Raw genomic sequence first — 25,722 nt, forward strand, 5'->3', positions numbered from 1 at the left:
ACCCGACGCGTTATCCTGTTGGACACCGGTTCGAAAACCGGTAGCAAGTGGAGCATGGACATGGGGGTGAACGGTTTCGACTCCGTACGTTGATCCTTGGGAAGCGTGCCGGTGCAGGCGGGAGACCACCGTGAGCGTCGCCGCAAACAAATAAGCGCCGACAAGAGTCAGCGCGAGTTCGCCCTCGCCGCCTGAGCGAGGAGCGACTCTGTCGGACCGGGAACGCCTCCGTCCCGGAATCCGGCATCAGCTAGGAGGCTCTTACCGCTGGGTTCGGTCGCGGAACCCAGCGGGACATCAAACAGCGACTGGGCTCGTCACACCGGCTAGTTCGCGTGACCGGTGGAGCCGAGTAGAGGCATAGCGGACTGCGCACGGAGAAGCCTTGGTGAAGCGACGGAGGACCCGGGTTCGATTCCCGGCACCTCCACTCGATGGGCGGCGAGCGCTCGCGGAGAGCGCTCGCCGTTTCTCGTTCCGGATTTCGATTGCGGGGGCCGAGCCCCCGCAGGCCCCCACGGTGCGGTGGCCGGTTTCGGCTTCGTTCCTCGCCGTCGTGGCGTTCCCGGCCTGGTTTCCTCAGGGACTCGGCTTCGCGCCCCTGTCTCGTCTTCTCCCTGTGCTTATGGGGTGACGATGGTGAAGTTCGGGTTCGGGTTTGCCAGGTAGTGGAAGAGTTCGGTGATTCTCTTCGGGTCTCCGGTTGTTGTGGCGCGGCCTTGGGCTGCCAGGTCGTCGGTGGTCGTGGTGCCCAGGAGGACTTTCCGGAGGTCTTGCTCTTCGAGGGTGACCTCGGCGTCGGGCTGGCCTGCCGCCGGACCGGTTCCTCTGATGTGGACCAAGACCCCGTTGCGGAGGCGCTGGGTGTGCGTCCGGCCGCCGTCGACGTTCCAGCGGATCGTGATGTCCGCGTCCCAGCACTTCGGACCGTCCACCCTGGTGGCCAGCGCCGCGAAGAGCTGGTCCAGGTCCAGCGAGCGGAGCACGTCCGGTGACGAGGTCACCGTGGGCGTGCCGACTGGTCCGTGGCGCAGTTCGTGCGCTCCCATGAGGTAGAAGTTGCGCCAGGGGCCGTTCTCGCAGCCGTAGCCGAGCTGTTCCAGGGCGTCCGCTTGCAGCGCTCGGGCCTCCTCGTGGTCGGGCCGTGCGAACACCACGCGGTTGACGACCTGCACGACCCAGCGGAAGTCACCCTCCTCGAAGGACTCGCGGGCGCGTCGGACCACCTCGTCGGCACCGCCCATGAACTCCACGTACCGCTCCGCGGCTTCGGCAGGAGGGTGCTCCCACAGGTGGGCGGGGTTGCCGTCGAACCAGCCCAGGTACTTCTGATAGACCGCCTTGGTGTTGTGGCTGACCGAGCCGTAGTACCCGTGGGTGTGCCAGGCGCGTTCCAGCCCGGAGGCATCTCGATCCGCTCGGCGATCTCCAGCGGCGTCATGCCCTCGTTGATCATCCGCAGCGTCTGGGCGTGCAGGTAGGCGTAGAGGTCGCGCTGCTCGGAGAGGAACTCGAGGACCCGGTCGCGGCCGACCACGGGCCAGTGGTGGGAGGCGAAGGCGATGTCGGAACCCTCGGCGAACAGGTCGATGGCCTCGGTGAGGTAGTCCGCCCAGGCGTGCGGGTCGCGCACCTCCGCTCCGCGCAGCGTCAGCAGGTTGTGCAGGTTGTGGGTGGCGTTCTCAGCCATGCACAGCGCGGCGTGGTCCGGGAAGTGGATGTTGAGCTCGGCCGGGGCCTCGGTGCCCGGGGTGAGCTGGAAGACCATCCGGATCCCGTCGACCGTCTCCGACTGGCCGGTCTCGGTGATGTCGTGGGTCGGCGGCACCATGCCGAGAGCACCGGTCGAGGTGGTCGGTCCCAGCCCCGCGCCGATCTGCCCCCGCGGCCCCTTGGCCAGCGCGGCTCCGTGCATGTAGGCCGCGCGGCGAGCCATGGCGGTGCCGGCGTAGACGTTCTCGCTGACCGCGTGCTCCACGAATCCTCGCGGCGCGAGCACCGGAATCCCGGCCGCGAGCTCCGCCTCGGTGACGACGCCGCGAACTCCGCCGAAGTGGTCGGCGTGGCTGTGCGTGTAGAGCACGCCGGTCACCGGGCGGTCGCCTCGGTGACGCCGGTAGAGCGAGAGCGCTGCGGCGGCCGTCTCCGCGGACAGCAGCGGGTCGATGACCAGGATCCCGCGGGAACCTTCCACGACCGTCATGTTGGACAGGTCGAAACCGCGGACCTGGTAGATGCCCTCCACGACCTCGAAGAGCCCATGCTCGACGCACAACCGGCTCTGCCGCCACAGACTGGGGTTGGCCGTGTCGGGGCAGTCCTCGGTGAGGAAGCCGTAGGCGTCCAGGTCCCACACGACGGTCCCCGACGAGCCGCGGATGAGCGGGTCCTCGGCGGTGCCGAGGAAGCCGCGGCGTGCGTCGTCGAGATCGCGGGTGTCGTCGAACGGGAACGTCTCGCGCACCGCCGCGTTGCCCGCCGCGATCGCCGGTCGAGCGGGCTGAGAACCGGTTTCCAGGGACATCACGACCTCCCGTTCGGCGGGTTGGAGACGGCCACCTCCGCGCCCTCCGGCAATCGTCAGCGTGGACGTCCGAGGGCGCCAACCGGGCTCGGGAGGCCGCGTGCCGACGTCCTCGGCGCGATGCTGGCCTTGCCGGTGGTCGCTGCGTTGAAGGTCCTCTTCCGCCACGCGTGGGTCGAGATGCGGGGGAGCGCGAGGTGATCCCCCGGCTCCGCGAACACTCCCGATGATGTTGTGAACCGGGTCGAAAGTCCTGGTCAGGCTGCGGATTCGGGGGAGCGGAGTGATGATGGCCCGACAACACCTCGGCGAGGAGGAGGCGTTCGACATGTCCAGTCCGAACACGGGACGACAGGCCGGCGGCGAACGGCCGACCGAGCGGCAGTTATCCGAGCAGCCCCAGGCGCCCGAGCAGCGGCAGGGGTCCGAGCCCCGGCACGCGGCCGAGCCGCAGCAGGCTGGTGAACAGCAGCAGGCGGCCGGGCAGCGGCAGGAATGGGCGATGTCCAGGGCCCGGTCGGACGCCGGTGGAGCGGGGTGGCTGGCCTTCGGCGGCTGGGTGCTGGTGCTGGCGGGTGCGTTCAACATCATCGCCGGGCTGACCTCGCTGTTCCGCCCCGACTACTTCGTGGTCGGCGGTGGCGAGCTGCTGGTGTTCAACTTCGACGCGTGGGGATACATCTGGCTGGCCTTCGGACTCCTGCAGCTGCTGGCCGGTGCGGGTTGCCTCGCCGGGCAGCGGTGGGCGCGGATGACCGGGATCGGCCTGGCCGGGTTGTCGGCGATCGGGCACCTGACCTTCTTGGCGGCCTTCCCGCTCTGGGAACTCGCCTCGATCGCGCTCGCGGTGCTGGTCATGTACGCCCTGGTGGTTCCGGACAAGAACGCCGTCGCCTGAGCGCGGTGGGCCGCAGCGGCGGTGCCGGTCCGAACCGCCCATGATCGGAATCCCTCTCGCCCGGTCAGTTCGGACCAGAACCGCCTGCGGTCGCCGCCGCTCGGGCACTCGCCGCGCGGACCGGGTCGCTCTCGCCCGGTCCGCTTTGTGGCGGGTGTGACGGCTGAGCTCGATTTGGAACGAACGAATTTCAGATTCTCCCGATAATGTGACGCCCGGCACAGCGATCTGCGTGACATTCGGCCTACGTTTGCCCCCATCGGAGTAGCGCTCATCGCGCTACGACCACTCCGAGTGATGGGAACCGATGTGGGCGAGACAACGGGCGGCCGGACCCGCTGGCACGTGTTCGGACTGGTGCTGCTGGTCGGGATCTTCGGGGTCGGGCTGATGTTCACCGGCCTGTCGCAGGGCGCGATCGCGGCCTCGTTCGCTGTGGCCGGCACCAGCTACAAGGCCTCGGCCGACAGGCTCGACGCGCAGGGCGTCGTGCAGTACGGCTCCGTCGACCGCAGCGCCGATCAGGCCCATCCGGTGCTGGTCAACGGATTCCGGAAGGCCAAGCTGGACAACTTCTGCCAATCCATCGTGGTCCCGGGGCTGCCCGCGGTCGGCGACATCACCGTGAAGATCGCCGCACCGGGCGGGATGAGCGCGGACAACCTGGTGCTCGGCATCGAGGAGGTCACCGGCGACATCACCCTGAACAACGTCGAGATCGGCCGCGACGCCGGAACCATGGACAAGGGCCCCAGCGGCGCGCTCGGTGACGCCGGGACGTTCGGCATCCAGGCCGACAGCACGCAGATCACGGGTCTGCGCCAGGTCGCCTGGTCCACCACGGCGTCCACGCTCAAGCTCAACCAGGTGCAGATCAAGGCCAGCGCCGGCCGCGACGAGTGCTTCTGAGCTGGGGGTGATCTCATGGCTGCGTACAACACCAACCGCGCGAAGTTCCGCCAGTGGCGGCGTTCTCGCCCGTTCTGGGCCGGCTTTTGCACGCTGGCGGCGGGGCTGCTGATCCTGTTCCCGCCGTACGCCTCGCTGAAGTTCGGCGACATCGTCGTCTCGCTGAACACGCTGACCGGGATCTCCGCGATGGTCATCGGGGTTCTGCTGGTGTGCTGCGGACTGTCGTTCTGGACCCGACAGGAGTTCCGGGTTCCCGCCGGAGTCGTGGCGCTGCTGCTGTCGGTGGCCGCGATCGTCACGGCCAACCTCGGGTCGTTCCTGCTCGGCACCCTGCTCGGCGTGGTGGGCGCGGCGCTCGGCATCGCCTGGACGCCCAAGGCTCGCCAGCGCGCCGCGGTCGAGGAGTCCGACGCTCCCGCCAGCCCGGCCGGGGTCGCCGGAGGCCGTGCGTGAGTTCGCCGAGACTTCGCCTGCTCGCGGGCGTGCTCGGTCCGGTGCTGGCGCTGGGCGTGCTCGCCCCGGTGGCCTCCGCGCAGGAATCCGGCGGTGGTCCGCTGTCGGGCGTGGGGGAGCTGCTGGCTCCACCCTCGACGTCGACGGCTCCCGCGCCCGCACCGGAACCGGCACCGGCGTCGGCGCCTGCTCCCGCTCCGGGGTCGGGGTCGAGTCCGGCCCCGACCCCGGCACCAGCTCCGGCTCCGATCCCCGCACCCGCACCCGCACCCGCGCCGGATCCGAAACCGCCTGCGCTGCCGCCCGCCGGGGACTCGGGCACCACGCCCGGCCCCGGTCGGTCGTGGACGATGACCGCCAGCGCCCTGAAGCTCGTCGGCTCGCGGTACCGCGGCGTCGTCGAGCGCGACGGGGTGCGGACGCTGCACTTCACCGTCGACCGCCTGGAGATCACCGATCTCGTGCAGCGCGGCGACCTGGGCAACGGCAAGATCCTCCGCACCGCAGCCCGTCCGGGCAGCGTGTCGCGGGTGGTCAACGGCCCGATCGAGCTCTACACCCGGGAGCTCACTGGAACCCTGGCCATCGCCCGCACCACGCTCACCGCGGAGTCGCTGGCCGTGCCCGACCTGGACCTCGGCTTCCTGCAGCTGCCCGAGCTGACCTTCACCGACGCGGTCGTCCGCAACACCGACCTCGCCGGTGGCACGCTGACCATCCCCGGTGGCCGGGTCAGCGTGGAGTGATCCTCACGCGCGGGCGCGGTGCAGGAGGTGCCGGAAGCTGACCAGGCTGGAGTGGATCGCGGACGCCGCCAACGGGGCCTCGCTGCGGCTGGCCGAGCGCATCGGCTTCACGCCCGCCCGGATGTTGCCCGGCCACGTGGAGAACCGCGACGGCACCTTTTCGGACGCCGTGCTCGCCGTGATGCGCGCGACCCGCCCGCCGATGTCGAGTTCGCCACCCCGGAGGAGGCCGCCCGGCCGGTCCTCGACACCCTGGGGCGATGATGACGGTGAACAGGCGCTGGAACCGAGCGTGGCAGAATGCGCGTGTTCGAAAAACCCAGAGTATCCACACGACCACGGGCGATGAAGGGTTCGGAACCGGTGACCGAGAGCAGCACACCGACGATGCAGGACGCGCTGCTGGCGCTGCAACGCTACTGGACCGAACGAGGTTGCATGATCATGCAGCCGTTCAACACCGAGGTCGGAGCCGGGACCGCCAACCCCGCCACGATGCTGCGGGTGCTCGGTCCGGAGCCCTGGCACGTCGGATACGTCGAGCCCAGCGTCCGCCCTGACGACGCCCGCTACGGCGAGAACCCGAACCGCCTGCAGACCCACACCCAGTTCCAGGTGATCCTCAAGCCCGACCCGGGCAACCCGCAGGAGCTCTACCTGGGCAGCCTCGAAGCGCTGGGCGTGGACACCAAGGCGCACGACATCCGCTTCGTGGAGGACAACTGGGCCTCCCCGGCGCTGGGCGCCTGGGGCCTGGGCTGGGAGGTCTGGCTCGACGGGCTGGAGATCTCGCAGTTCACCTACTTCCAGCAGGCCGGTGGCCTGGTGCTCGACCCGGTGTCGGTGGAGATCACCTACGGCATCGAGCGCATCATCATGGCGCTGCAGGGCGTCGACCACTTCAAGGACATCCGCTACTCCGACGGCGTCTCCTACGGCGAGATCTTCGGCCAGTCCGAGTACGAGATGAGCCGCTACTACCTCGACGACGCCGACATCGAGGCCACCCACCGCATGTTCGACACCAGCGCCGCCGAAGCGGACCGGCTGCTGGACCTGCGGTTGCCCTCGCCGGCGTACGTGCACGTGCTCAAGTGCAGCCACATGTTCAACGTGCTCGACGCGCGCGGCGCCATCAGCACCACCGAGCGCGCCAAGGCGTTCGGGCAGATGCGCAGCCTCACCCGCCGCGTCGCCCAGCTGTGGGCCGAGCGCCGCGAAGAGCTCGGCCACCCGCTCGGCGTGGTCGAGGCGGCGCCTGCCGCGACGGCCGGTGAGCTGCCGACGGTGAGCGAGCCGGCGACGCTGCTGTTCGAGATCGGACTGGAGGAGCTCCCGCACGCGGACGTGTCCACGATGGCCGGTTCGGTGCGCGACTCGCTGGAGTCGAAGCTCGCCTCGACCCGCCTGGCGCACGGCGAGATCAGCGCCTGGGCGACGCCGCGGCGCATCATCGTGCAGGTCGCCGACGTCGCTCCGGCCGAGCCGGACGCCGAGCGCACCGTGCGCGGCCCGAAGACCTCCGCCGCCTTCGGCGAGGACGGCACGCCCACCAAGGCGGCCCAGGGCTTCGCGGGCAAGCACGGCGTCTCCCCGGAGGAGCTCAGCCGGGTCGAGGCCGACGGCGTCGAGCACGTCGCCGTGGTGCGCACCGAGCAGGGCCGCACCGCTCCGGTCGTGCTCACCGACCTGCTCGCCCAGCTGGTGGGCGAGCTGCGCGCGGACAAGAACATGCGCTGGCGCGACCCGAAGCTGTCCTTCAGCCGCCCGGTCCGCTGGCTGCTCGCGCTGCTCGGCGACACCCCGCTGCCGGTGGCGGTGTCCTCGCTGGTCAGCGGCACCACGACCCGGGTGCACCGCACCGCCGCCGAGCCCGAGGTCCCGGTGACCTCCGCCGACGGCTACCTGGAGTTCCTGGCCGGGCACGGCATCGTCGCCGACGCCGCCGAGCGTCGCCGCACGATCGTCGGTGCCGCCACCGAGCTCGCGGCGAGCGTCGGCGGCACCGTCGACTTCGCCGGTGAGGCAGGACTGGTCGACGAGGTCACCAACCTCGTCGAGCGGCCCAACCCGATCCTGGGCGGTTTCGCCGAGCGCTACCTGGAACTGCCCGAGCAGATCCTCACCACCGTGATGCGCAAGCACCAGCGCTACCTGCCGGTGCGCGGCGAGAACGGCCTGCTGCCGCACTTCGTGGCCGTCGCCAACGGCGACTGCGACGTCGACCTCGTCCGCGAGGGCAACGAGTCGGTGCTCCGCGCCCGCTACGAGGACGCCGCGTTCTTCTGGCGCGCCGACCTCAAGCGCAAGCCCGAGGAGCTGCGCGAGGGCCTGCACAAGCTGACCTTCGAGGAACGCCTGGGCTCGATGGCCGACCGCGCCGACCGCATCGCCCGGGTCGGTGTCGCCCTCGGCGCCGCGACCGGGCTGTCCGGGGCGGATCAGGAGACCGTCGCGCGCGCCGGTGCGCTGGCGAAGTTCGACCTCGCCTCGCAGATGGTCGTCGAGCTCTCGGGCCTGGCGGGCACCATGGCCCGCGAGTACGCGCTGCGCGCGGGCGAAACCCCCGCCGTGGCAACGGCTCTGGCCGAGATGGAGCAGCCGCGCGGAGCCGGTGACAAGCTCCCGGAGAGCAACCCGGGCGCTGTGCTGGCGCTGGCCGACCGGTTCGACCTGCTCGCGAGCCTGTTCGCGATCGGTGCCAACCCGACCGGCAGCTCCGACCCGTTCGGCCTCCGCCGCGCCGCCGGTGGTGTGGTGACGATCCTGCGCGCCACCCCGGCCGCCAGCGCCATCACGCTGCGGGCGGGCCTGGAGGCCGCGAGCGCCGAGGTCGCCTCGCAGGGCTCCGCGCTCAGCGACGAGGCCCTGGCCGAGGCGCACGAGTTCATCGTCCGCCGCTACGAGCAGCAGCTGCTCGACGCCGACCACGAGCACCGGCTCGTGCAGGCTGTCCTCCCGCTCGCCGACGCCCCGGCGGTGGCCGACACGACGCTGGCCGAGCTGGAGAAGCGGATCAACGACGAGGACTTCGCCGCGCTGGTCGCGGTGATCCAGCGGGCCCGCCGCATCGTCCCGGAGGGCACCGAGCCCGCCTACGACGCGGACCGCCTCACCGATCAGGCCGAGCGCGACCTGCACGCCGCGGTCGCCGAGGTCGCCGACCGGCTGTCGGACACCACGACCCTCGCCGAGTTCACCACGATCGCCGGGCCGCTGGTGGCCCCGATCAACACGTTCTTCGACGAGGTCATGGTCATGGCCGAGGACGCCGAGCTCCGCAAGGCCCGCCTCGGCCTGCTGGCCACCATCACCAACCTCGCGGACGCGGTCCTCGACTGGCGAGCCCTCTGACACCCACCACGAACGGGGCCCGGATCCATCGAGGACCGGGCCCCGTTGACGTGCGCCTCAGTCCGCCAGGGTCAGGGCGGGGAGATCGGTGCCGATGGTGCCGACGACGACCTGTCCGTGGAGGTAGGGGACGCGCAGAGCGCTGAGGCCGTCGGCGCTGATCCGGGTGCCCGGGGTGGTGGCTCCGGCGAAGGAGATCTCCACGGGCTCGGGGACGGCGGCCTGGGCGCGGTCCCAGCTCTCCCTGGGGCTGGTGCGCTTGATCTCCTCGTACGAGGAGTCCCGGAACCGCAGGAAGTTGCTCAGCACCTCGGGCAGCAGGTGGTCTTCGACCTCCTCGCCGGCCATCGGGATGCTGGTGATCACCACGACGTCCGAAAAGTGGCCGGTGCCGTAGGCAAGCCGCACGTCCCGCAGCTGCGGTCCGAGCCCGGAGGTGCCGACGACAGCGGGTTCTCCGGGGCCGTCGGCGAGCACCGCGAGCGGGTGGCCGAGCGCGAACGCCGCCTCGGTGACGGTGAGCCTGGTCTTGCGCGAGATGTGGACCAGCCGCAGCGCGTCGTCGTAGCTGCGGCCGGTCTTGGCGGTGAGGTCGCGGGCCTTTTCTTCATCTGACTTTCGGGTCATCGAGCGGGTCTCCCAGAGCGTGCGGACGTTGCTCGAACGCTAGCGACGCCCCCGGTGAGACCCAACCCCGAGATTCGACCCCGACACTCCTGAACTGCGATCACCCCGCGAACTTCAGGGTGTCAGCAGGCGTCCATGCCCGCCACGTCCTCCAGACCGAAGTCGGCGAGGTACCCGTCGTCCTTGAACGCGAAGATGTAGCGCACTCCCGGCCGGCCCGGAACGTCCGCGCCGTAGGTGAAGTCCATCGGCGGCACGTTGTACAGGTCCGGGTAGATCGCCCGGACCTGGTCGAGGGTCTGGCCGAACCCGGCGCCCTCGGGCGTCCGCATCCTGTCGGTGCCCTGGATCTCCACCACGCCGCGGGTGGGGTGGACGAACACGCCGTTGGCCGGGTGGCCCTGGCCCTCCTCGGGTCGGAAGTCGAGGACGTTGCAGCCCTGCGGCGGCTCTCCGGGCGTCTCGTCGACGACCAGGCCGGTGGCCAGCGCGTCCTGCTCGGACTGGCCCAGGCACAGCGTCTTGTAGCAGTCCGGCCCGATCGGGACGGGTTCCTCCGCGGCGCTCGCGAGCCCGGTGCCCCCGACGGTCAGCGCCGCGGCCAACGCCCCCACGATCCCCAGTGCACGTCGCATGGTCACTCCCCAGTGAGTCGGTACGTCCAACACCCAGCAGACGTCCCGGGCACCCCGGAGGTTGCCGCGGGGGTTCCCCGCGATTCAGTTCGAGCAGCGATCGTTTTCGCTTGGTGGAGGCCGGGTTCCGCGTCAGTCGAGTTCGATGGGGACGGTGCCGAGAACCCCGTAGCTGACGGCCCAGTACACGACGTAACCGGCGAGCAGCACGAAGCCGTGCCAGCGGCGCAGGCGCCCGGTGGACAGGAAGTACGCGGCCAGCGCCGTGAGCACCACCAGCGCGGGCAGGTGCCAGCTGAGCACGCTGGAATCCACCACGAGACCCCCTGCGAGCAGGATGATCCCGAGCTTGCCGGTCACCGAGAACACGACGCTGCCGATGACGTTGCCGACGCCGATCTCCGGAGCTCCGCGCCGGGTGGGCTCGACGGTGAGGAAGACGTCCTCGATGGTCAGCACGAGCGTGGCGATGGTGGCGCCGAACACGGTCCCTTCGAGGCCGAACTCCTCCAGGATCCCCTCGGTGCCCATGCCGGTGGCCCACGCGCCCGCGATGAGCCCGGCCAGCGCGAGAACGGCGAGCGCGGCACCGGTCCAGCCGGGCAGCTTGCGCGCTTCGGCGAAGGGCATGCGATCGGCGAAGCCGGGCTCCTTCGGCACGTCCGGAGGCAGCTCGGCGACCGCGGTCCCGCCGCCCTCGCGGGTCGTCGCGAACGCCTCGTACAGCTCGGCGTCGCGGAACACCGGTCGCGCGCCCCGGGATTCGCGCACCACGACGTAGCCGAGGAACGCCACGAACAGCGCCAGCAGCACCAGGCCGACGAACACGTTCATCGGCGCGAACGCCACGAACCCGATCAGGACCAGGGGAGCGACGGCGAACAGCACCAGGTAGTCGCGGGGGATGTTCACCTTCGTCGGCGTGAGGATCGCGGCCAGGGCCAGGACGACCCCGGGCAGGGAGAGCGCCGTGCCGAACACGATTCCCAGCGCGACGCCGTCGAGGTCCTCCATGTTGAGGGCCACGCCGAGGAAGATGTCGTCGAATTCGATACCGGTGAAGATGATGGCGAGCAGGAACACCGAGATGCGGAGCCCGGCGGCCATTCCGACGAGGTATCCGACGAGCTTCTCGGCGCTGTAGATCAGCAGGGCCGCGCCGGCGGCGAAGATCAGTACCGATTCCATGGGCGCCTCGAAACATCGTGCCGACGGTGCTCGCTGGTCAAAACACCATCGCGTCGCCGAGGGCGGGTGGCAACCCGTTGCTCGACGGGCGGAATCGCATTCGCAATGAACGGGTGGTCGAGCGCAACCGGCGGTCGGGTGTTGCGCCGATGCGGGAGACTGTGGGTGTGACGGCTGGGGCGTGGTTGATGCTGGTGTACCGGGTTCCGGGGGAGCCGACGAGGCTGCGGGCGACGGTGTGGCGCCGGTTGAAGGCCGCCGGGGCGGTGTACCTGGCGAACTCGGTGGCCGTGCTGCCGGAATCCGCGGAGGCCGAGCGGGCGCTGCGCAAGCTGCGGGCCGAGATCGAGGGCATGGGCGGCACCGGGCAGCTGCTGCGGGCCGAGGCCCTGGCGGGGCAGGACGAGGTCGTCGCCGCCTTCCACGGTGCCCGGGACGCCGAGTACGAGGAGGTCCTGTCGCGCTGCGAGGACTTCCAGGCCGAGATCGACAAGGAGACCGAGGCGGGCAAGTTCACCTACGCGGAGCTGGAGGAGAACGAGGAAGACCTCGCCAAGCTCCGCCGCTGGCTGGACAAGATCCGCGCCCGCGACACCCTCGGCGCCCCGCGAGGGGCGGAGACCGTGGCGGCCGTGGACGCCTGCGCCCGGGCCCTGGACGCCTTCGCCGAACGCGTGTACGCCGCCGAGGCGAGCACCTGACCGGATGGCGTCGCTCACCGAGGCCTACCTGCGGTGTCTAACCACCGTTACACTCGTGGCATGACACTGGTGACTGCCTTGCTGAGCCTCGCCGCGGGTCTGCTGCTGGCCTGGCTGGCGCTCGTGGTGGTCCTGCTGGTGATGTGCCCGCGCAAGGGCGTGCTGTCCGAGGCGCTGCAGCTGCTGCCGGACACCCTGCGCCTGCTGCGCAGGCTGGCGGTCGACCCCGAGATGCCGCGCGGTGTGCGGGTGCGCCTCGGCGCCCTGCTGGCCTACCTCGCGCTGCCGTTCGACCTGGTGCCCGACTTCGTCCCGGTGCTGGGCTACGCCGACGACGCGATCGTCGTGGTGGCGGTGCTGCGGTCCGTGGTCCGTCGGGCGGGTCCCGACGCCGTGCACCGGCACTGGCCGGGTTCGGACGAGGGGTTCGCGGCGTTGTCGCGGCTGGCGGGCCTGCCGCAGCGCACGCTCGACTAGCGTGGATTTCACGCTTTTGGAATAGCCCAGCGGGATTATCGGGTCGATTCCGCGGAAATGCCGCCCGAATTTCTTGCGCGGAAACCCCGGACCCGAGGAAACTCGGTCTCACCATTCGGCCTAGTTCTTCGGGGGTGAAAATCCGGTGCGGTTCGACGTGCTGGGGCCGGTTCGAGTGCGGCACGGCACCGCGGAGGTACCGGTTCCAGGGGTGTTGCGGCAACGCCTGCTCGCCCTGCTCCTCGCCCACGCCAACACGCCCGTCTCGGCCGAGTGGCTTTCGGCCGCGCTGTGGGGCGGCGAGCCGGAGCGGCGCGGCGGCAGCAAGCTGCACCTGCTGGTCCACCGGCTGCGCAAGACCCTCGGCGAGCCCGAACGCCTGGTCTCCGACGCGGGCGGCTACTGGATGCACGTCGAACCCGACGAGCTCGACGTGGAGCGCTTCGAAACGCTGCTGGACCTCGCCGAACGCAACTTCGACCCGCAGCGCCGGGCCGACATGCTGCGCCAAGCCCTGCGCTTGTGGCGCGGAACCCCGTACCAGGACCTCGACCTGACCGAGCTGGCCGGCGAGGCGCAGCGCATCGACGAACGCCGCCTGGTCGCGCTGGAACAGCTGCACGCGGCCGAACTCGACTGCGGCAGGCACGCTTTCATCATCGCCGAGCTCACCGAGTTGGTGCGCGAGAACCCGTTGCGGGAACGCCTGCACGCGCTGCTGATGACGGCGCTGTACCGCTCGGGCCGGCAGGCCGACGCGCTCGCGGTCTACCGCCGCGCGCGCCGCACCGTCGTCGACGAGCTGGGGCTGGAACCGGGCCACGCGCTGCGGGAGCTCGAACAGCGCATCCTCGCCGGCGAGCACATCGAGTTCGAGCCGCCCACCGCGCGCCCGGTGACGCGCCCGGCGCAACTTCCGCACGACGTACCGGGTTTCGTCGGCCGCGACTCCGCGCTGGCCGAACTCGACCGGCTCAGCGAGAAGCCCGAGGTGCCCATCGCCGTCGTCGCCGGCACCGCCGGGGTCGGCAAGTCCGCGCTGGTGACGCACTGGGCGCACGCCGCGCGGGACCGCTTCCCGGACGGGCAGCTCTACGTCGACCTGCGCGGCTACGGTCCGGACCAGCCGCTGACCACCACCGAGGTGCTGGCCGGATTCCTGCGCGCCCTGGGCATTCCCGGCGATGCGATCCCCGCCGACGCCACCGAGCGCGCCGCCCGCTTCCGCACCGTGGTCGACCAGCGGCGGATGCTCATCGTGCTGGACAACGCCGCCGCACCGGGCCAGATCCGCCCGCTGCTGCCCGGAACCCCCACGAGCTTCGTGGTCGTCACGAGCCGCGATTCGCTGTCCGGGCTCAGCGCCCGCGACGGCGCGTACCGGCTGGTACTCGACCGCATGGAGGCCGACGAGGCGCACGCGCTGCTCACCGACCGGCTCGGCGAGCAGGTGATGAGCGCCGAAGCCGCCCAGCCGCTGATCGAGCGGTGCGCCCGGCTGCCGCTCGCGTTGCGGGTCGCCGCCGAACGCATCCACCAGAGCACCAGCCGCGACGTGGGCGAGCTGCTGGAGGACCTCACCGACGAGCAGCGCGGACTGGACGCGCTGGACACCGGCGATGAGCACACCTCGGTGCGCGCGGTGTTCTCGTGGTCGTACCGGAACCTGCCCGACGACGCGGCCCGCCTGTTCCGGCTCTACGGCTTCACCTGCAGGCACGCGGGCCACCGCATCGGCGTCTTCGCGCTCACCGCCCTGCTGGGCGCCGACGACGTGCAGACCACGCGGCGCCTGCTGGACGTGCTGGTCCGCGCGCACCTGCTCACCGAGGTCAGCTACGGGCGCTACGAGATGCACGCGCTGCTCGGCGACTACGCGGCCGAACTCGCCGAGCTGGAGCAGGACCGACCGGAGGTCGTGGCCCGGCTGCTCGGCTTCTACCTGCACACCGCCGACCAGGCGCTGCGCATTCTGCAGCCGACCCGCGACCCGGACGCGGGCGGCCTGCCGAGACCGGTGGCGATGCCGACCCTGTCGAACCAGGAGTCGGCGGTGAACTGGCTGGACACCGAACGCCCCAACCTCATGTGCGCGGCGGAGAGCGCCGCCAAGGCGGGCATGAACGACCTGGTCGACCTCCTGTTCCGGATGCTCCACGACTACCTGTCGGGCGAAGCCCGCTCCTTCGACGACGCGGAACGCCTCCGAGTCCTAGCAGCAGGAGCCCCGGCCCAAGACTGCTGAACGGGTGGTGAACAGCGCGGGAATTGGTGGCTGAACCCGGTCTGCCGAGGAGTGGGGGTTAATACCGTTACGACCCAATTCGTTTCGCGGAGGCGGTCGTGACTGGGTTCCCGTGGCAGGAGATCCTCGCAGTTCTCGGTGTGCTGATCCCGGTGATCGCGTTCGTGTGGGAGTTCGCGATCGTCGGGCGCAAGCGGCTCGGCTACCGGATACAGATGGACACCACGCCCTCCGGGCTCAACACCGAGCACGCTCGGGCCTGGCAGCGGTTGGAGCGCAGGTCCGGCGAGCGGCTGAAGCACCCGTCGTTCGTGCTGATCCGCATCGAGAACATCGGCAGCGCGCCCATCAACACCGGCGACTACGCCAGGCCCGACACCGACAACCTCGGCCTGTCCGTCAGGTTCCCGGGGCGCACGGTCGCCGGAGTGCTCGTCACCGAGCTCAGCGATGACAACCTGGAGAGCTTCTTCCACAAGGACAAGTGGCCGGACGCCAGCGACGAAGAGGAGGAGGACGGCCACAAGGTCGGCATCGTCAAGCTGCCGAAGGTCAAGCTCAACCCCGACGATCACTACAAGGTCCTCGTGGTGCTCGAACGAGCGGGCAAGCAGGAGGGCACGCTGCCCGAGCCCGAGGTGGTCGGCACCATCACCAAGGCCGGGGACGGCCGGATCTCCAAAACCCGCGGCCAGACCGGAACTCCGCGCTGGGTCGTCGCGCTGATCTGCTTCCTGCTCATGGTCGGCCTGACCGAGCCGTTCATCTTCGGCCAGACGATGGGAACGGGCGCTCCGCTGGAATGCGCCAGGGGAACCTTGAAGGTCACCGGTTCCACCGCCTTCAAGCCCGTGGTGGAGCAGGCGGCCAAGAGCTACGAGGACTACTGCTCCGGCGCGGACATCGACACCAGCGGAATGCGCGGCAGCGTCGACGGCCTGCAACGGCTGGAAGGCGAGGCCGATCCGAAGCTCCGGGCGAACACGGTGGTCTTCTCCGACGGGAGCACGGCCGCCGGCTCGCCGGCCCTGGTTCCCCGGCCGAAGGCGTTCATGCTGTTCAGCATCATCGCCAACCCCGGAACCGAGGTGCACAACCTGACGCAGGACGAACTCCGCCGGGTGCTGCGCGGCGAGGTGCGCAACTGGGCGGAGCTCGGTGGCAAGAACATTCCGGTGGTCGTGGTCGACCGCGAATCCGAGTCGGGCACCCGGATGACGTTGGAGGAGCGGTTCTTCGGCTCCTCCCCGCAACCCGGTGAGAACTCGACCGACTGCGAGCAGGTGCGCGGCGACGCCACGGGGCAGGTGCTGCGGTGCCGCCGCACCAGCACCCCCGCGATGCTGGAGACCGTCGCGAAGACCCCCGGTGCCATCGGCTACAGCGAGTCCTTCGCGGCGAACAGCAACCCCGGTGTCATCAAGGTCCGCATCGACGGGCAGGCCGCCGACTTCGACGCCGCGGAGGCCGGCGCCTACCCGTACTGGCAGACCGAGTACGCCTACACCTACGGCGAACCGGAGCCGGAGTCCCTGCCCGCGAAGTTCCTGCGCTTCCTCACCTACCAGGAGGGCGTCGACATCCTCCGGCACTCCGGCCACCGGCCCTGCGCCGAACTCCGCGACGCCGTCAGCTGCGAACCCTCCGGACTGCAGTAACCCACCGGGGTGGCGAATTCGAATTTCGCGCGAAGTTCGAGCCCGAACTTTGGCGTTGGAATTTCGCGCGAAATTCGAAACCCCTGGTGCCGCGGTAGTCCGTTGGGGTGAGGGTGTCAGGAGGCGGTCCGGAAGGCCTTGCGGCAGTGGCGGATCATCTCGCGCGCGGCGACGTTCGCGTCCGGGCGCCAGGTGATCGCGAGCAGGGCGGGATCGCCGGCGTCGGTGATCGGCAGCGCGGTGAGGCCGGGGTGCTCGGCGGCCATCGACTCGCTGAGGATCGCCACGCCGAGCCCGCGCAGCGCCAGGTCGGTGATCGCGCCCGCCGCACTGGCCTGCAACGCGATCACCGGCTCCACGCCGCGCGCCGCGCAGGCGCGGTCGAACACCGCCCGCAGCCCCGTTCCGGGCGGCATGCAGACCACCGGGTGCGCTGCGAGTTCGCGGAGCGCGATCGCGCGCCCGGCCAGCTCGTGACCTTCGGGGACGGCCGCGACCAGCGGTTCGCTGAGGATCGTGAGGGTTTCCAGTCCCTCGGGCGCCGATTCGGCGCCGATCAGGGCGAGGTCCAGCGTCCCGCTGCGCACCTCGTCGACGAGTCGATCGGAGTTGTCCTCCCGCAACGACAGCTCCACGCCCGGATGCGCGCGGTGGAACTCGGCGAGCGCGTCGAACAGCGGCGTGACGGTGCAGCCGATGACCATCCCGAGAGTGAGGTTCCCGCGCAGCAATCCGGTGATCTCACCGACCGCCTGCCCCACGGCGCCTGCCGCGGCCAGCGCGCTGCGCGCGTGCTCCAGCGCAGCCTTGCCCGCCGCGGTCAGCTCCGCCGCACGCGCGGACCGGTCGAACAGCTCCGCCCCGAGCTCCTTCTCCAGCCGCCTGATCTGCGCGCTCACCCCGGACTGGCTGATGTGCACGCGCTGCGCGGCCCGGGTGAAGTTCCGCTCCTCGGCCACCGCGACGAAGTACTCCAGCTGACGCAAGTCCACAACCGCTGATTCTAGTTATCATCAGAACCATCTGTTGGACTTCTGGTGAGGGCGGACGCAGGCTGGACCCGTGACCGAGAGGAGAACTCAGATGCGCGAGAAGGCCCGCGAACCCGAAGACCTGACCAGGCTCTTCGTCGAACGCAGCAACGCAGGGGACGCCGAGGGAGTGGCCGAGCTCTACGAACCCGACGCGGTCATGGCCTACCCGCCCGGCGAGACGACGGTGGGCCGCGACGCGATCCAGGCCCTCTGGGAGGAGGTCCTGGCCAACCGCCCCCGCTTCGAACCGGAACCCCCGCTGCCCACCCTGATCAGCGGCGACATCGCCCTCACCGCGACCCCGCCCGAGGACGGCGCGGGCGCCCGAGCGCAGGTCGCCCGTCGCCAACCCGACGGCACCTGGCTCCGCCTCCTCGACCAACCGGAGTTCCGCCCACCCCGGTGACGTGCGGTCAGTGGAGGTGGGAGAGCCAGAGGTGGTCCTGGGCCCTGGTCATCGCCACCAGGCGTCGGCGCTCGTGGGTCTCGCGGTCCTCGTGGGAATCGGCCGGGGGAGCGGGTTCGGCGGGGAGGAAGACCGTGCGGAACTCCGCTCCCTTCGCCTCCAGGACCGTGCCGACGAGGGTGTCCGAGGTGTCGCGGCCGTCCCAGGTCGCCAGCGGGAGAGTCGTGATGCCCGCGTCGCGCAGCACGCGCAGCCAGTGCTCGGTCGCCGACTCGGATTGGGTGATGATCGCCGCCGACGAGCCGTCGTCGAGCGCGAGCAGCGCACCCAGCAGCGCGCGCTCCTGGTCCTCGCCGTGCCACTCGACGACGCGCCCGCCGCTGCGCACCGGCAGCGCGGCGCTCAACGGCAGCGACGGCCCGTCGTCGTAGCGGTTGATCGCCTCCACCTGCCCGGCGCGTTCCAGCACCATGCCCCGGTTGCGGTAGTCGTTGCGCAGCACCTCACCGCGCCCGTGCAACGAGATCCCGGCATCGGACAACCGCCAGCCACCCGCTAAGGCCTGCTGCTGACCGTCCCCGACCAGCAGCAGCTGGTCCGGTTCGTCGCCGCTGATCGCGTGCGCCAGCCGCAGGCCGATCACCGTCAGCTCCTGCGCCTCGTCGACCACGACCGCGGTGTACTGCCGGGGCAGCGGCCGCCGCTCCAGCTCGGCGAGCGCGCGCTTGAGCACGTCGTTGTGGTCGAAGACGCCGCGCTCGGACAGCTCCCGCTCGTAGTCGCAGTAGAAACGCCAGGCGTGGGACCGGAAATCCGCCGGCAGCTGACCGCCCCGGCCCTTCCGGGACACCGTCCGGTAGGCGTCGAGAGACGAGATCCCGCGGCCCTTGATCACCCGGTCGATCTCGTCCTTCCAGTACTCCCGCGAGTTCCGGACACCGCGCAGCACCTCGTCCCGCGACCACACCGCGTCGAAGGCGCGCCGCACCTCCTGCTCGTCGACGTCCGCCGAACGCCCGCGCCCGGCGAGGAAGTCCCGCGCCCATCCGTGCAGCGAGGCGAACTCGATCTGCCCGGACAGCTCCGGGGCCATCTGCCCGAACCGGCCGGCGGCCCGCTCCGGAACCCGGTCCAGCGGCGCGGTGTAGAGCAGCTTGCCGTCACCGCGGCGGGCCAGGTAGGCCAGCCGGTGCAGCGCGAGGGTGGTCTTGCCGGTCCCGGCCGGGCCGCTGATCTGCGCCGGACCGGAGAAGCTGCGACGCACCGCGCCCAGCTGCGCGTCGTCGAGGAAGTAGCGCCAGTCCCGGAAAGGTCGCCGCGACGACGGGGCGACCGGCTCCTGCAGCACCTCGGGAACGCTGCCGCGCTGCCGCGGGATGCGCTGCGAGTTCCACATGATCGGCGTCAGGTCGAAGGTGCGGCTGTCGAGGTGCTTGGCCAGCGCCAGCGCCTCGTCGGCGGTCAGGATCCGCTCGCCGCGCTTGAGCAACCGGTCCAGCTCGTCCTCGGTGATCGCCAGGTGATCGGCGCTGCGGCCCTTGCGTCCGGTGTGCTCTATCGGGTGCACCACCACGGTGCGCAGCACCGACTCGCTGAGCATCCCGGACCCGATCGCGGCCCCGGCCAGCAGCTCGGCGGTCCACACGAACGCCGCCCGCGAGTCCTCCCAGTCCGGCTCGGCTTCCCGGAGCAGTACCACCAGAACGCCCATCCGGCCGACGAGCACCAGATCCGGCCGCTGCCGGGGAGTGTGCGGTGCGAACTGGTTGAGCAACGGGTACCAGCCGTTGTCGCGCTCGGCCGCGAAGCGGTGCAGGACGCGCTTCTGCCACGTCGGCAGTGGCCGGTCCCGCAGCTGGGCCTCCGCTTCGCGCCGGAGTAATTCCTGGCGGTGGTGGAAAGTCCCGGTCACGGCGCCTCCTGTCCAGCTCCACCCGTGCTTGATCGCGCGCAGCAGTGAACACGCTCGGTATCGACATTAATGCGTTCCGTTGCGATTTCGAGCGAGTTGGGACGGCGTCACCTGGATGTAGCAGGGGGCTGATCGTTGACCAGGAACTCCAAAGTGGAGATCGGCAGCGCACCGTGCCCGAGGACGGTGTCGTGGAACCGGCTGATGTCGAAGTCCGAGCCGAGACGCTGCCGCGCGGCGTCCCGGATCCGCTCGATCTCCAACCTCCCCACCAGGTACGACAGCGCCTGGCCGGGGTAGACGATGTAGCGGTCGACCTCGGAGGCGGCCTCCAGGTCCGACAGGGTGGTGCTGGAGATCATCGTCTCCAGCGCGCGCTGCCTGCTCCAGCCGAACTCGTGCAGCCCGGTGTCGACGACCAGCCGCGCCGCGCGCAGCAGGTCCTGCACGACCATGCCCAGCCGCATCAGATCCCCGGAGTACAGCCCCATCTCGTCGGCCAGCCGCTCGGTGTAGAGCCCCCAGCCCTCGGTGTAGGCGTTGAACCCGGTGAGCCTGCGCAGCAGCGGTAGCTCGGTCAGCTCCTGGGCCAAGCTGATCTGCAGGTGGTGGCCGGGAACGACCTCGTGGAAGGCGATGACCTCGGCGGCGAACCGCGGCCGCTGCTCGGCGCGCAGCGTGTTCGCGAAGTACACGCCGGGCCGCGAGCCGTCCAGCGCGGGCGACATGTAGAAGCCGATCGGCGTGCTCTCCGACGGGGTGCCCGGCACCGGCCGCACCTCGCACGGCTGCTGCGGCAGCCGCCCGAACCAGCGCGGCGCCTCGGCGGTCGCCTTGTCGATGGCCTCGCGCGCCGCCGCCAGCATCTCGTCCGGTTCGTCCCAGCACAGCGACCGGTCGGTCTGCATCCGCCGCAGCACCGCCTCCGGATCGGGTTCGCCCCAGAGCCGTTCGCCCAGCCCGGAGATCTCGGCGCGCAGCGACGCCAGCTGCGCGCGCCCGATCTCGTGCAGCTCACCGGGGGTGTGCTCGGTGGTGGTGTGGGCGTGGATGAGCCGCTGGTAGATCTCGTGCCCCTCGGGCAGCCAGCACAACCCGGGGTGTTCGGCGTCCCGCGCGTGCGGGGCGATCTCCCGCGCCAGGACCTCGCGGTACTCGGCCAGCGCCGGGTTGACCACGTCGCGGATCAGGCGTTCGCGCTGCTCGGAGAGGTCGTCGGGGAGCTGCTGGGTGAGCAGCGGGTCCTGGTCGGGGTTGGCCAGGCGGGAATCCAGGTCCGCGATCGCGCCGTCCAGCAGCGGACGCACCGGAACCCGTCCGGCCCGCACGCCTTCGCGGTGGCGCTGCGCGGCAGCGGCGGTGAAGTCGGGGATGCGGGCGATCCGCCGCAGGTAGTCCTCGGACTGCTCCCTGCCGCTCACCGGCACCTGCCCGAGGTGGAACAGCAGGCCCGCGACCGGCGCGAACAGGTTGCCGATCACCGTGTACTCGGGGGCGCGGGCGTCGAGCCGGTCGACCGTGGACTGGGCGTGCTGCACGACGACGGCGACGGTCAGCCGCTCCTCCAAGCTGGAGTGGGTGGTGTCGACGGCCATCGCCCGCACCCGGATGTCCTCGGCGTGGTCGCGCTGGGTGAGCTCCGCCGCGGTCGAGATGTTCGGCAGCAGGTGATCGCGGCCCGGCAGCCCGTAGAGCGAGGCACCGATCGGGTCGGAGTCGAGTTCGAGATCGAGCAGTTCTTCGGCGAGCTGATCCGGCGTCGTCACGCGAACAATCCTGCCCCTCCGGACCGACATCCGGCAGGGCGACGCGGAACGGGATTGGTTGAGGGGACAATGAACCCCGTGGACCCGCTGCACGATCCGGACGACGAGACCCTCCTCGACCCCAGGCAAGCCCGCGAGCTGGCCGGGCTGGTCGAGACCGCCCGCCTGGCCTCCGCCGTGGTCCGCTACGGCATGCGCACCCGGGTGGGCGTGGCGACGGTCGTGCTCAACCAGGACAACCCGCTGCCGGTCGCCAACCACGCGTGCGCACTGTGGGGCACCGGCGCGCAGGTGGCGGGCACGCTGATGGAGCTGGAGCAGGTGTTCGCCGAGGCGGGGCGGTCCGAAGCCGTCGTCTACGCCTCGCCGACCACGGTCGGGGAGATCGAGGGCATCGCCGACGACGCCGCCTGGCGCGCGGTCGAGGAGCAGGTGGTGCTGCTGCACCGCACCCGCGGCTTCAGCCGCGGCGTCACGCGCCCCGCCGAGGACCGGGACCTGGAGGGCATCGTCGAGCTCTACGCCGACGAGACCGGCCTGTCCGAGGAAGGCGAGCAGCGCCTCGCCCGCCACCTGGCACATCGCTTCGACGAGAACCGCAGCGTCGTGCTCGTCGTCGACGATCCGGGCGTCGACCGGATCGCCGGCTTCGTCCAGGGCTTCGTCGAACGCGGCGTCGGTCTCGTCGAGCAGGTCGTGGTCCGTCCGGGCCGCCGTCGGCGCGGCATCGGCCACGACCTGGTCACCGAAGCCTCCGAAGAGCTCCGCCGCATGGGCGCGCTGCTGGTCGCCGCCCACACCGAGGAAGGCGGCACGGCTCAGCGCTTCGCCGAAGCCATCGGCTTCGACGTCGCCTACGGCGTCACCGCCTATGCCCGCAGAATCGACGACTTGCTCTGACGCGGCGAGCCCGTTCGCGAGCGTGGCGTTTCGAATTTCGCGCGAAATGTGACCCAAACCCGACTCCGAGTTCGCTGACCTGCGAAGACACGCCCGGGCGCGGTGGCGATTCGAATTTCGCGCGAAATTCGAGCGGGAACTTCGGGACTCGAACTTCGCGCGAAATTCGAACGGCCACCGCCCCATCGGGCGTCTCGCGATGTGGATGCTGGACCGCACGGGTGAGGTGCGCGCCACGAAAGCGCTCCGGCGGAATTTCCTCGCCCGCGGGCGGCGTTGGTTGCTGTGGCTCGAACTGTCCAGAATCCGGGAGGAAGCCTGTGTCCAGCGGCTCAGCGTCAGAGAAGACCACCACGAGCCAGGGCCTCTCCTCCCTGCCCCGGGAGATCTGGATCCTCGGTGCGGGCAGCTTCATCGTCGCCGTCGGCATGGGCATCGTCGCGCCCGCGTTACCCGCGTTCGCCACGAGTTTCGACGTGGGCGTCACCGCCGCCGGATTCATCGTCAGCGCCTTCGCGATGATGCGCCTGCTGTTCGCCCCGCTGAGCGGACGTCTGGTCTCGGCGGCGGGCGAGCGCACGATCTACGTCATCGGCATCACGATCGTCGGCATCAGCAGCACGGCGTGCGCGTTCGCCGACTCCTACTGGCAGCTGCTGATCTTCCGCGCGCTCGGCGGCATCGGTTCGACGATGTTCACCGTCGCGGGCGTGGGCCTGCTGATCCGGATGTCGCCGCCGCACCTGCGCGGACGCGCTTCGGGCGTGTGGGCGACGAGCTTCCTGCTGGGCAACGTCTCCGGCCCGATCGTCGGCGGCGTGATGGTCGGCTACTCGTTGCGGCTGCCGTTCGTCACCTACGGCATCGCGCTGTTCGTGGCCGCCTTCCTCGGCTGGTTCCTGCTGCGCAAGTCGACGCTGGCCGCTCCGCTGGGTGATGACGCGACCCCGTCGATGCCGCTGGGCGAGGCCATGCGCATGCGCTCCTACGTCGCCTCGCTGCTGTCGAACTTCGGCAACGGCTGGGCGGTCTTCGGCGTCCGCATCGCCCTGGTCCCGCTGTTCGTGGTCGAGGCACTCAAGGCTCCGCAGTCGATGTCCGGCATCGCCCTGTCGGTGTTCGCCATCGGCAACGCCGGTGTGCTGCTGCTGTCGGGGCGCATGACCGACCGGCACGGCCGCAAGCCGATGGTGCTCATCGGCCTGGTCGTCTCGGGTGTGGCAACGGCGTCGCTGGGCTTCACCACGTCGGTCCCGGTGTTCCTGGCGGCGTCGCTGATCGCGGGCATGGGCGCGGGAGTCCTCAATCCGGCGCAGAACGCGGCGGTCGCCGACATCATCGGCGGCAACAGGCGCGGCGGAACGGTGCTGGCGACGTTCCAGCAGGCCGCTGACCTCGGCGCCATCCTCGGGCCGCTGATCGCCGGGGTCCTGGCCGACACCGTCTCCTACCAGGCCGCGTTCCTGGTCACGGGCGCCACCGCTGCCCTCGGCCTGCTGGCCTGGGTGGGTGCACCCGAGACGCGTCCGCGCCCGGAATCGGGCACCGAACAGGTGCGTGCCGCGGCCTGAGGTGTTGATCGCCCCCGTTCCGGGTACTCGGGTGTGACGCCGCCGGCGTTGCGGTTGCCCCTGCCCGATGCGGGAGGACGAGATGAACACCACCGGTATTCCGGGGCACGAGCTGACCGAGGACCTGCTGCTGCGGGAACTCCGGCACCTGCACCAGACGCGCAACGAGACGTTCCTGCACGGCTCGCCGGACGCGCTGCGCGAGCACACCGCCCGCACGTTCGAGCTGGAGCAGGAGTACCTGCGCCGCTACCCGGAGCGCGACGTCGACCCGCGCCGAACGCGCGATGGTGCACGAGGGGAGCCGCAGCATGCCTAGTCCACGCGTGGTGATCATCGGTGGCGGACACGTGGGGCTCACCCTGGCCCTCCGGCTGCAGAAGAAGCTGGACGCGGGTGAGGCGAGGGTGACGGTCATCGACACCCAGCCGCACATGACCTACCAGCCGTTCCTGCCGGAGGCCGCCGCCGGTTCGCTGGAACCGCGTCACGTGGTGGTTCCGCTGCGCGAGGCGCTGCGCCGCTGCGAGGTGCTGACCGCGCAGGTCAACAACATCGACCACGCCAACCGGTGCCTGACGGCGACGCTGGGCGACGGCAAGGCCGAGAAGCTGGACTACGACATCCTGGTCCCGGTCCCGGGCTCGATCTCCCGCGCGCTGCCGATCCCGGGCCTGGCGGAGCAGGGCGTCGGGTTCAAGACCATCGGCGAGGCCATCTACCTCCGCAACCACGTTCTGTCCAGATTGGACATAGCGGCGAGCACGGAGGACGAGCAGTTGCGCCGACGGCTGCTGACGTTCCTGTTCATCGGCGGCGGTTACGCGGGCATCGAGGCCCTTGCGGAGCTGCAGAGCATGGCCCGCTACGCGATCCGCAGCTACCCGCAGCTGTCCGAGCACGACATGCGCTGGGTGCTGGTGGAGGCGATGGGCCGCATCATGCCCGAGGTCAGCCCGCACATGGGCGAGTACACCAAGCAGCAGTTGGAGAACATCGGCATCGAGGTCAAGCTCAACACGACCGCGAGCTCCCTGGTGGACGGGCACGCGGTCCTGTCCGACGGCGACGACTTCCACGCGGACACCATCGTCTGGACCGCGGGCGTCAAACCGCACCCGATGCTGGAGGACAGCGATCTGCCCCGAGATTCCAAGGGGCGCCTGGAATGCACGACGAGGCTGCAGGTGAAGGGCACCGACAACGTGTTCTCGGCGGGGGACTGCGCCGCGGTCCAGGACCTCACCAGCAGCGATCCGGAAGCCCTGACGAGCCCCTCGGCCCAGCACGCGGTCCGCCAGGCGAAGCTGCTGGCGGACAACATCATCGCCCAGCTGCGCGGCGAGGAGCTGCAGGAGTACCGGCACAAGCACGCGGGCTCGGTCGCGGGCCTGGGGCTGTTCCGGGGCGCGGCGGAGGTCTACGGCATCAAGCTCAAGGGCCTCCCGGCGTGGCTGCTGCACCGCGCGTACCACCTGATGAAGATGCCGACGACGTCCCGCAAGGCCCGCATCCTCGGCGACTGGCTGCTGGAACTCCCATTCCGCCGCCAGGTCGTCGCCCTGGGAGAACTCCACGACCCGAGAGCGGAGTTCGTCAAAGCCGCCAACACCAGAGGCCTCCCGAAACCCCGCGGAACGACCGCCGCAGGATGATCGGGGTGACCGTCCTCACGGAGTCCCCACGACTCCGTGAGGACAGGTACCGTCGATGAA

Annotated in this window: 22 protein-coding genes, 1 other RNA gene and 2 pseudogenes; 15 read left to right on the forward strand and 10 right to left on the reverse strand. The window is 70.5% G+C overall.

All coding sequences use genetic code 11. The annotated features are described in order from the left end of the window. Positions 1-62: 62 nt before the first annotated feature. Positions 63-433, forward strand: a transfer-messenger RNA (tmRNA) gene (gene ssrA / locus E1181_RS06315). A 190-nt stretch (positions 434-623) separates the two neighbouring features. Here the strand turns inward: ssrA and E1181_RS31990 are convergent. From E1181_RS31990 to E1181_RS32715, 3 genes and pseudogenes are all read right to left on the reverse strand, one after another. Beyond that, positions 624-1,049, reverse strand: coding sequence for an alkyl sulfatase C-terminal domain-containing protein (locus tag E1181_RS31990; protein WP_235876491.1), 426 nt, complete (start codon positions 1,047-1,049; stop codon positions 624-626). Between the two features lie 33 nt (positions 1,050-1,082). Continuing rightward, a pseudogene (locus tag E1181_RS32710) lies at positions 1,083-1,616 on the reverse strand (alkyl sulfatase dimerization domain-containing protein); the annotation flags it as partial. Beyond that, positions 1,607-2,854 (reverse strand): annotated as a pseudogene (locus E1181_RS32715) (MBL fold metallo-hydrolase); the annotation flags it as partial. The pseudogenes E1181_RS32710 and E1181_RS32715, both read right to left, overlap by 10 nt. Between E1181_RS32715 and E1181_RS32005 the strand changes: the two are divergent. From E1181_RS32005 to E1181_RS32010, 4 genes are all read left to right on the forward strand, one after another. Further along, positions 2,811-3,422, forward strand: coding sequence for a DUF7144 family membrane protein (locus tag E1181_RS32005; protein ID WP_235876492.1), 612 nt, complete (start codon positions 2,811-2,813; stop codon positions 3,420-3,422). The pseudogene E1181_RS32715 and the gene E1181_RS32005 sit on opposite strands and share 44 nt — an antisense overlap. 309 nt (positions 3,423-3,731) lie before the next feature. Beyond that, positions 3,732-4,331: a DUF6230 family protein gene (locus tag E1181_RS06330; protein ID WP_235876494.1), complete on the forward strand. Its 600-nt coding sequence runs from the start codon at positions 3,732-3,734 to the stop codon at positions 4,329-4,331. A 15-nt stretch (positions 4,332-4,346) separates the two neighbouring features. Continuing rightward, complete coding sequence (locus tag E1181_RS31315) at positions 4,347-4,787, forward strand: DUF6114 domain-containing protein (protein WP_165944534.1); 441 nt, start codon at positions 4,347-4,349, stop codon at positions 4,785-4,787. Further along, the gene (locus E1181_RS32010; protein ID WP_235876495.1) at positions 4,784-5,533 is read left to right on the forward strand and encodes a hypothetical protein; all 750 of its coding nucleotides are present in this window, start codon (positions 4,784-4,786) and stop codon (positions 5,531-5,533) included. The genes E1181_RS31315 and E1181_RS32010 overlap by 4 nt, the downstream gene beginning before the upstream one ends. A gap of 3 nt (positions 5,534-5,536) precedes the next feature. On the opposite strand, the gene E1181_RS31320 is transcribed toward E1181_RS32010, so the two are convergent. Further along, positions 5,537-5,689 (reverse strand): hypothetical protein, encoded by a 153-nt coding sequence (locus E1181_RS31320; protein ID WP_165944535.1) that lies wholly within the window; start codon positions 5,687-5,689, stop codon positions 5,537-5,539. A 207-nt stretch (positions 5,690-5,896) separates the two neighbouring features. On the opposite strand from E1181_RS31320, the gene E1181_RS06345 reads away from it, so the two are divergent. Then, positions 5,897-8,887, forward strand: a complete 2,991-nt coding sequence (locus E1181_RS06345) for a glycine--tRNA ligase (RefSeq protein WP_235876501.1) — start codon at positions 5,897-5,899, stop codon at positions 8,885-8,887. A 57-nt stretch (positions 8,888-8,944) separates the two neighbouring features. On the opposite strand, the gene E1181_RS06350 is transcribed toward E1181_RS06345, so the two are convergent. The 3 genes from E1181_RS06350 to E1181_RS06360 form a co-directional block, all read right to left on the reverse strand. Next, positions 8,945-9,514: a hypothetical protein gene (locus E1181_RS06350; protein ID WP_132672958.1), complete on the reverse strand. Its 570-nt coding sequence runs from the start codon at positions 9,512-9,514 to the stop codon at positions 8,945-8,947. A 122-nt stretch (positions 9,515-9,636) separates the two neighbouring features. After that, positions 9,637-10,149 (reverse strand): hypothetical protein, encoded by a 513-nt coding sequence (locus E1181_RS06355; RefSeq protein WP_132672959.1) that lies wholly within the window; start codon positions 10,147-10,149, stop codon positions 9,637-9,639. 132 nt (positions 10,150-10,281) lie between these two features. Continuing rightward, positions 10,282-11,337, reverse strand: coding sequence for a sodium:calcium antiporter (locus tag E1181_RS06360; protein WP_132672960.1), 1,056 nt, complete (start codon positions 11,335-11,337; stop codon positions 10,282-10,284). Between the two features lie 149 nt (positions 11,338-11,486). Here E1181_RS06360 and E1181_RS06365 point away from each other — a divergent pair, with 149 nt between their 5' ends. The 4 genes from E1181_RS06365 to E1181_RS06380 all read left to right on the forward strand — a co-directional run bounded on the left by E1181_RS06365 (position 11,487) and on the right by E1181_RS06380 (position 16,418). After that, entirely contained in the window at positions 11,487-12,038 is a 552-nt protein-coding gene (locus E1181_RS06365; protein WP_132672961.1) for a Chromate resistance protein ChrB, read from the forward strand. A 60-nt stretch (positions 12,039-12,098) separates the two neighbouring features. After that, positions 12,099-12,515 (forward strand): YkvA family protein, encoded by a 417-nt coding sequence (locus E1181_RS06370; RefSeq protein ID WP_132672962.1) that lies wholly within the window; start codon positions 12,099-12,101, stop codon positions 12,513-12,515. Between the two features lie 145 nt (positions 12,516-12,660). Then, positions 12,661-14,760, forward strand: a complete 2,100-nt coding sequence (locus E1181_RS06375; protein ID WP_132672963.1) for an AfsR/SARP family transcriptional regulator — start codon at positions 12,661-12,663, stop codon at positions 14,758-14,760. Positions 14,761-14,858: 98 nt separating this feature from the next. Continuing rightward, positions 14,859-16,418 carry a substrate-binding domain-containing protein gene (locus E1181_RS06380; RefSeq protein ID WP_132672964.1) on the forward strand — a complete coding sequence of 520 codons (1,560 nt, stop codon included), beginning with the start codon at positions 14,859-14,861 and terminating at the stop codon, positions 16,416-16,418. 116 nt (positions 16,419-16,534) lie between these two features. Here E1181_RS06380 and E1181_RS06385 read toward each other — a convergent pair whose 3' ends face one another. Continuing rightward, the gene (locus E1181_RS06385) at positions 16,535-17,410 is read right to left on the reverse strand and encodes a LysR family transcriptional regulator (protein WP_132672965.1); all 876 of its coding nucleotides are present in this window, start codon (positions 17,408-17,410) and stop codon (positions 16,535-16,537) included. 91 nt (positions 17,411-17,501) lie between these two features. Here E1181_RS06385 and E1181_RS06390 point away from each other — a divergent pair, with 91 nt between their 5' ends. Further along, positions 17,502-17,858 (forward strand): YybH family protein, encoded by a 357-nt coding sequence (locus E1181_RS06390; protein WP_132672966.1) that lies wholly within the window; start codon positions 17,502-17,504, stop codon positions 17,856-17,858. Positions 17,859-17,865: 7 nt separating this feature from the next. Here E1181_RS06390 and E1181_RS06395 read toward each other — a convergent pair whose 3' ends face one another. Together E1181_RS06395 and E1181_RS06400 are read right to left on the reverse strand one after the other, a co-directional pair. Beyond that, positions 17,866-19,770: a UvrD-helicase domain-containing protein gene (locus E1181_RS06395; protein ID WP_132672967.1), complete on the reverse strand. Its 1,905-nt coding sequence runs from the start codon at positions 19,768-19,770 to the stop codon at positions 17,866-17,868. Positions 19,771-19,877: 107 nt separating this feature from the next. Further along, positions 19,878-21,536, reverse strand: a complete 1,659-nt coding sequence (locus E1181_RS06400) for a DUF885 domain-containing protein (RefSeq protein WP_235876505.1) — start codon at positions 21,534-21,536, stop codon at positions 19,878-19,880. Between the two features lie 69 nt (positions 21,537-21,605). Between E1181_RS06400 and E1181_RS06405 the strand changes: the two genes are divergently transcribed. The 4 genes from E1181_RS06405 (at position 21,606) to E1181_RS06420 (ending at position 25,662) form a co-directional block, all read left to right on the forward strand. Further along, the gene (locus tag E1181_RS06405; protein WP_235876507.1) at positions 21,606-22,436 is read left to right on the forward strand and encodes a GNAT family N-acetyltransferase; all 831 of its coding nucleotides are present in this window, start codon (positions 21,606-21,608) and stop codon (positions 22,434-22,436) included. 320 nt (positions 22,437-22,756) lie between these two features. Next, the gene (locus E1181_RS06410) at positions 22,757-24,007 is read left to right on the forward strand and encodes an MFS transporter (RefSeq protein WP_235876509.1); all 1,251 of its coding nucleotides are present in this window, start codon (positions 22,757-22,759) and stop codon (positions 24,005-24,007) included. Between the two features lie 82 nt (positions 24,008-24,089). Continuing rightward, on the forward strand, positions 24,090-24,326 hold the full coding sequence (locus E1181_RS06415; protein WP_132672971.1) for a DUF6158 family protein: 237 nt from the start codon (positions 24,090-24,092) through the stop codon (positions 24,324-24,326). Continuing rightward, on the forward strand, positions 24,319-25,662 hold the full coding sequence (locus E1181_RS06420; RefSeq protein WP_132672972.1) for an NAD(P)/FAD-dependent oxidoreductase: 1,344 nt from the start codon (positions 24,319-24,321) through the stop codon (positions 25,660-25,662). The genes E1181_RS06415 and E1181_RS06420 overlap by 8 nt, the downstream gene beginning before the upstream one ends. The last annotated feature ends 60 nt before the right edge of the window (positions 25,663-25,722 follow it).

Source organism: Saccharopolyspora terrae (assembly GCF_004348435.1).
Taxonomy (GTDB): domain Bacteria; phylum Actinomycetota; class Actinomycetes; order Mycobacteriales; family Pseudonocardiaceae; genus Saccharopolyspora; species Saccharopolyspora endophytica.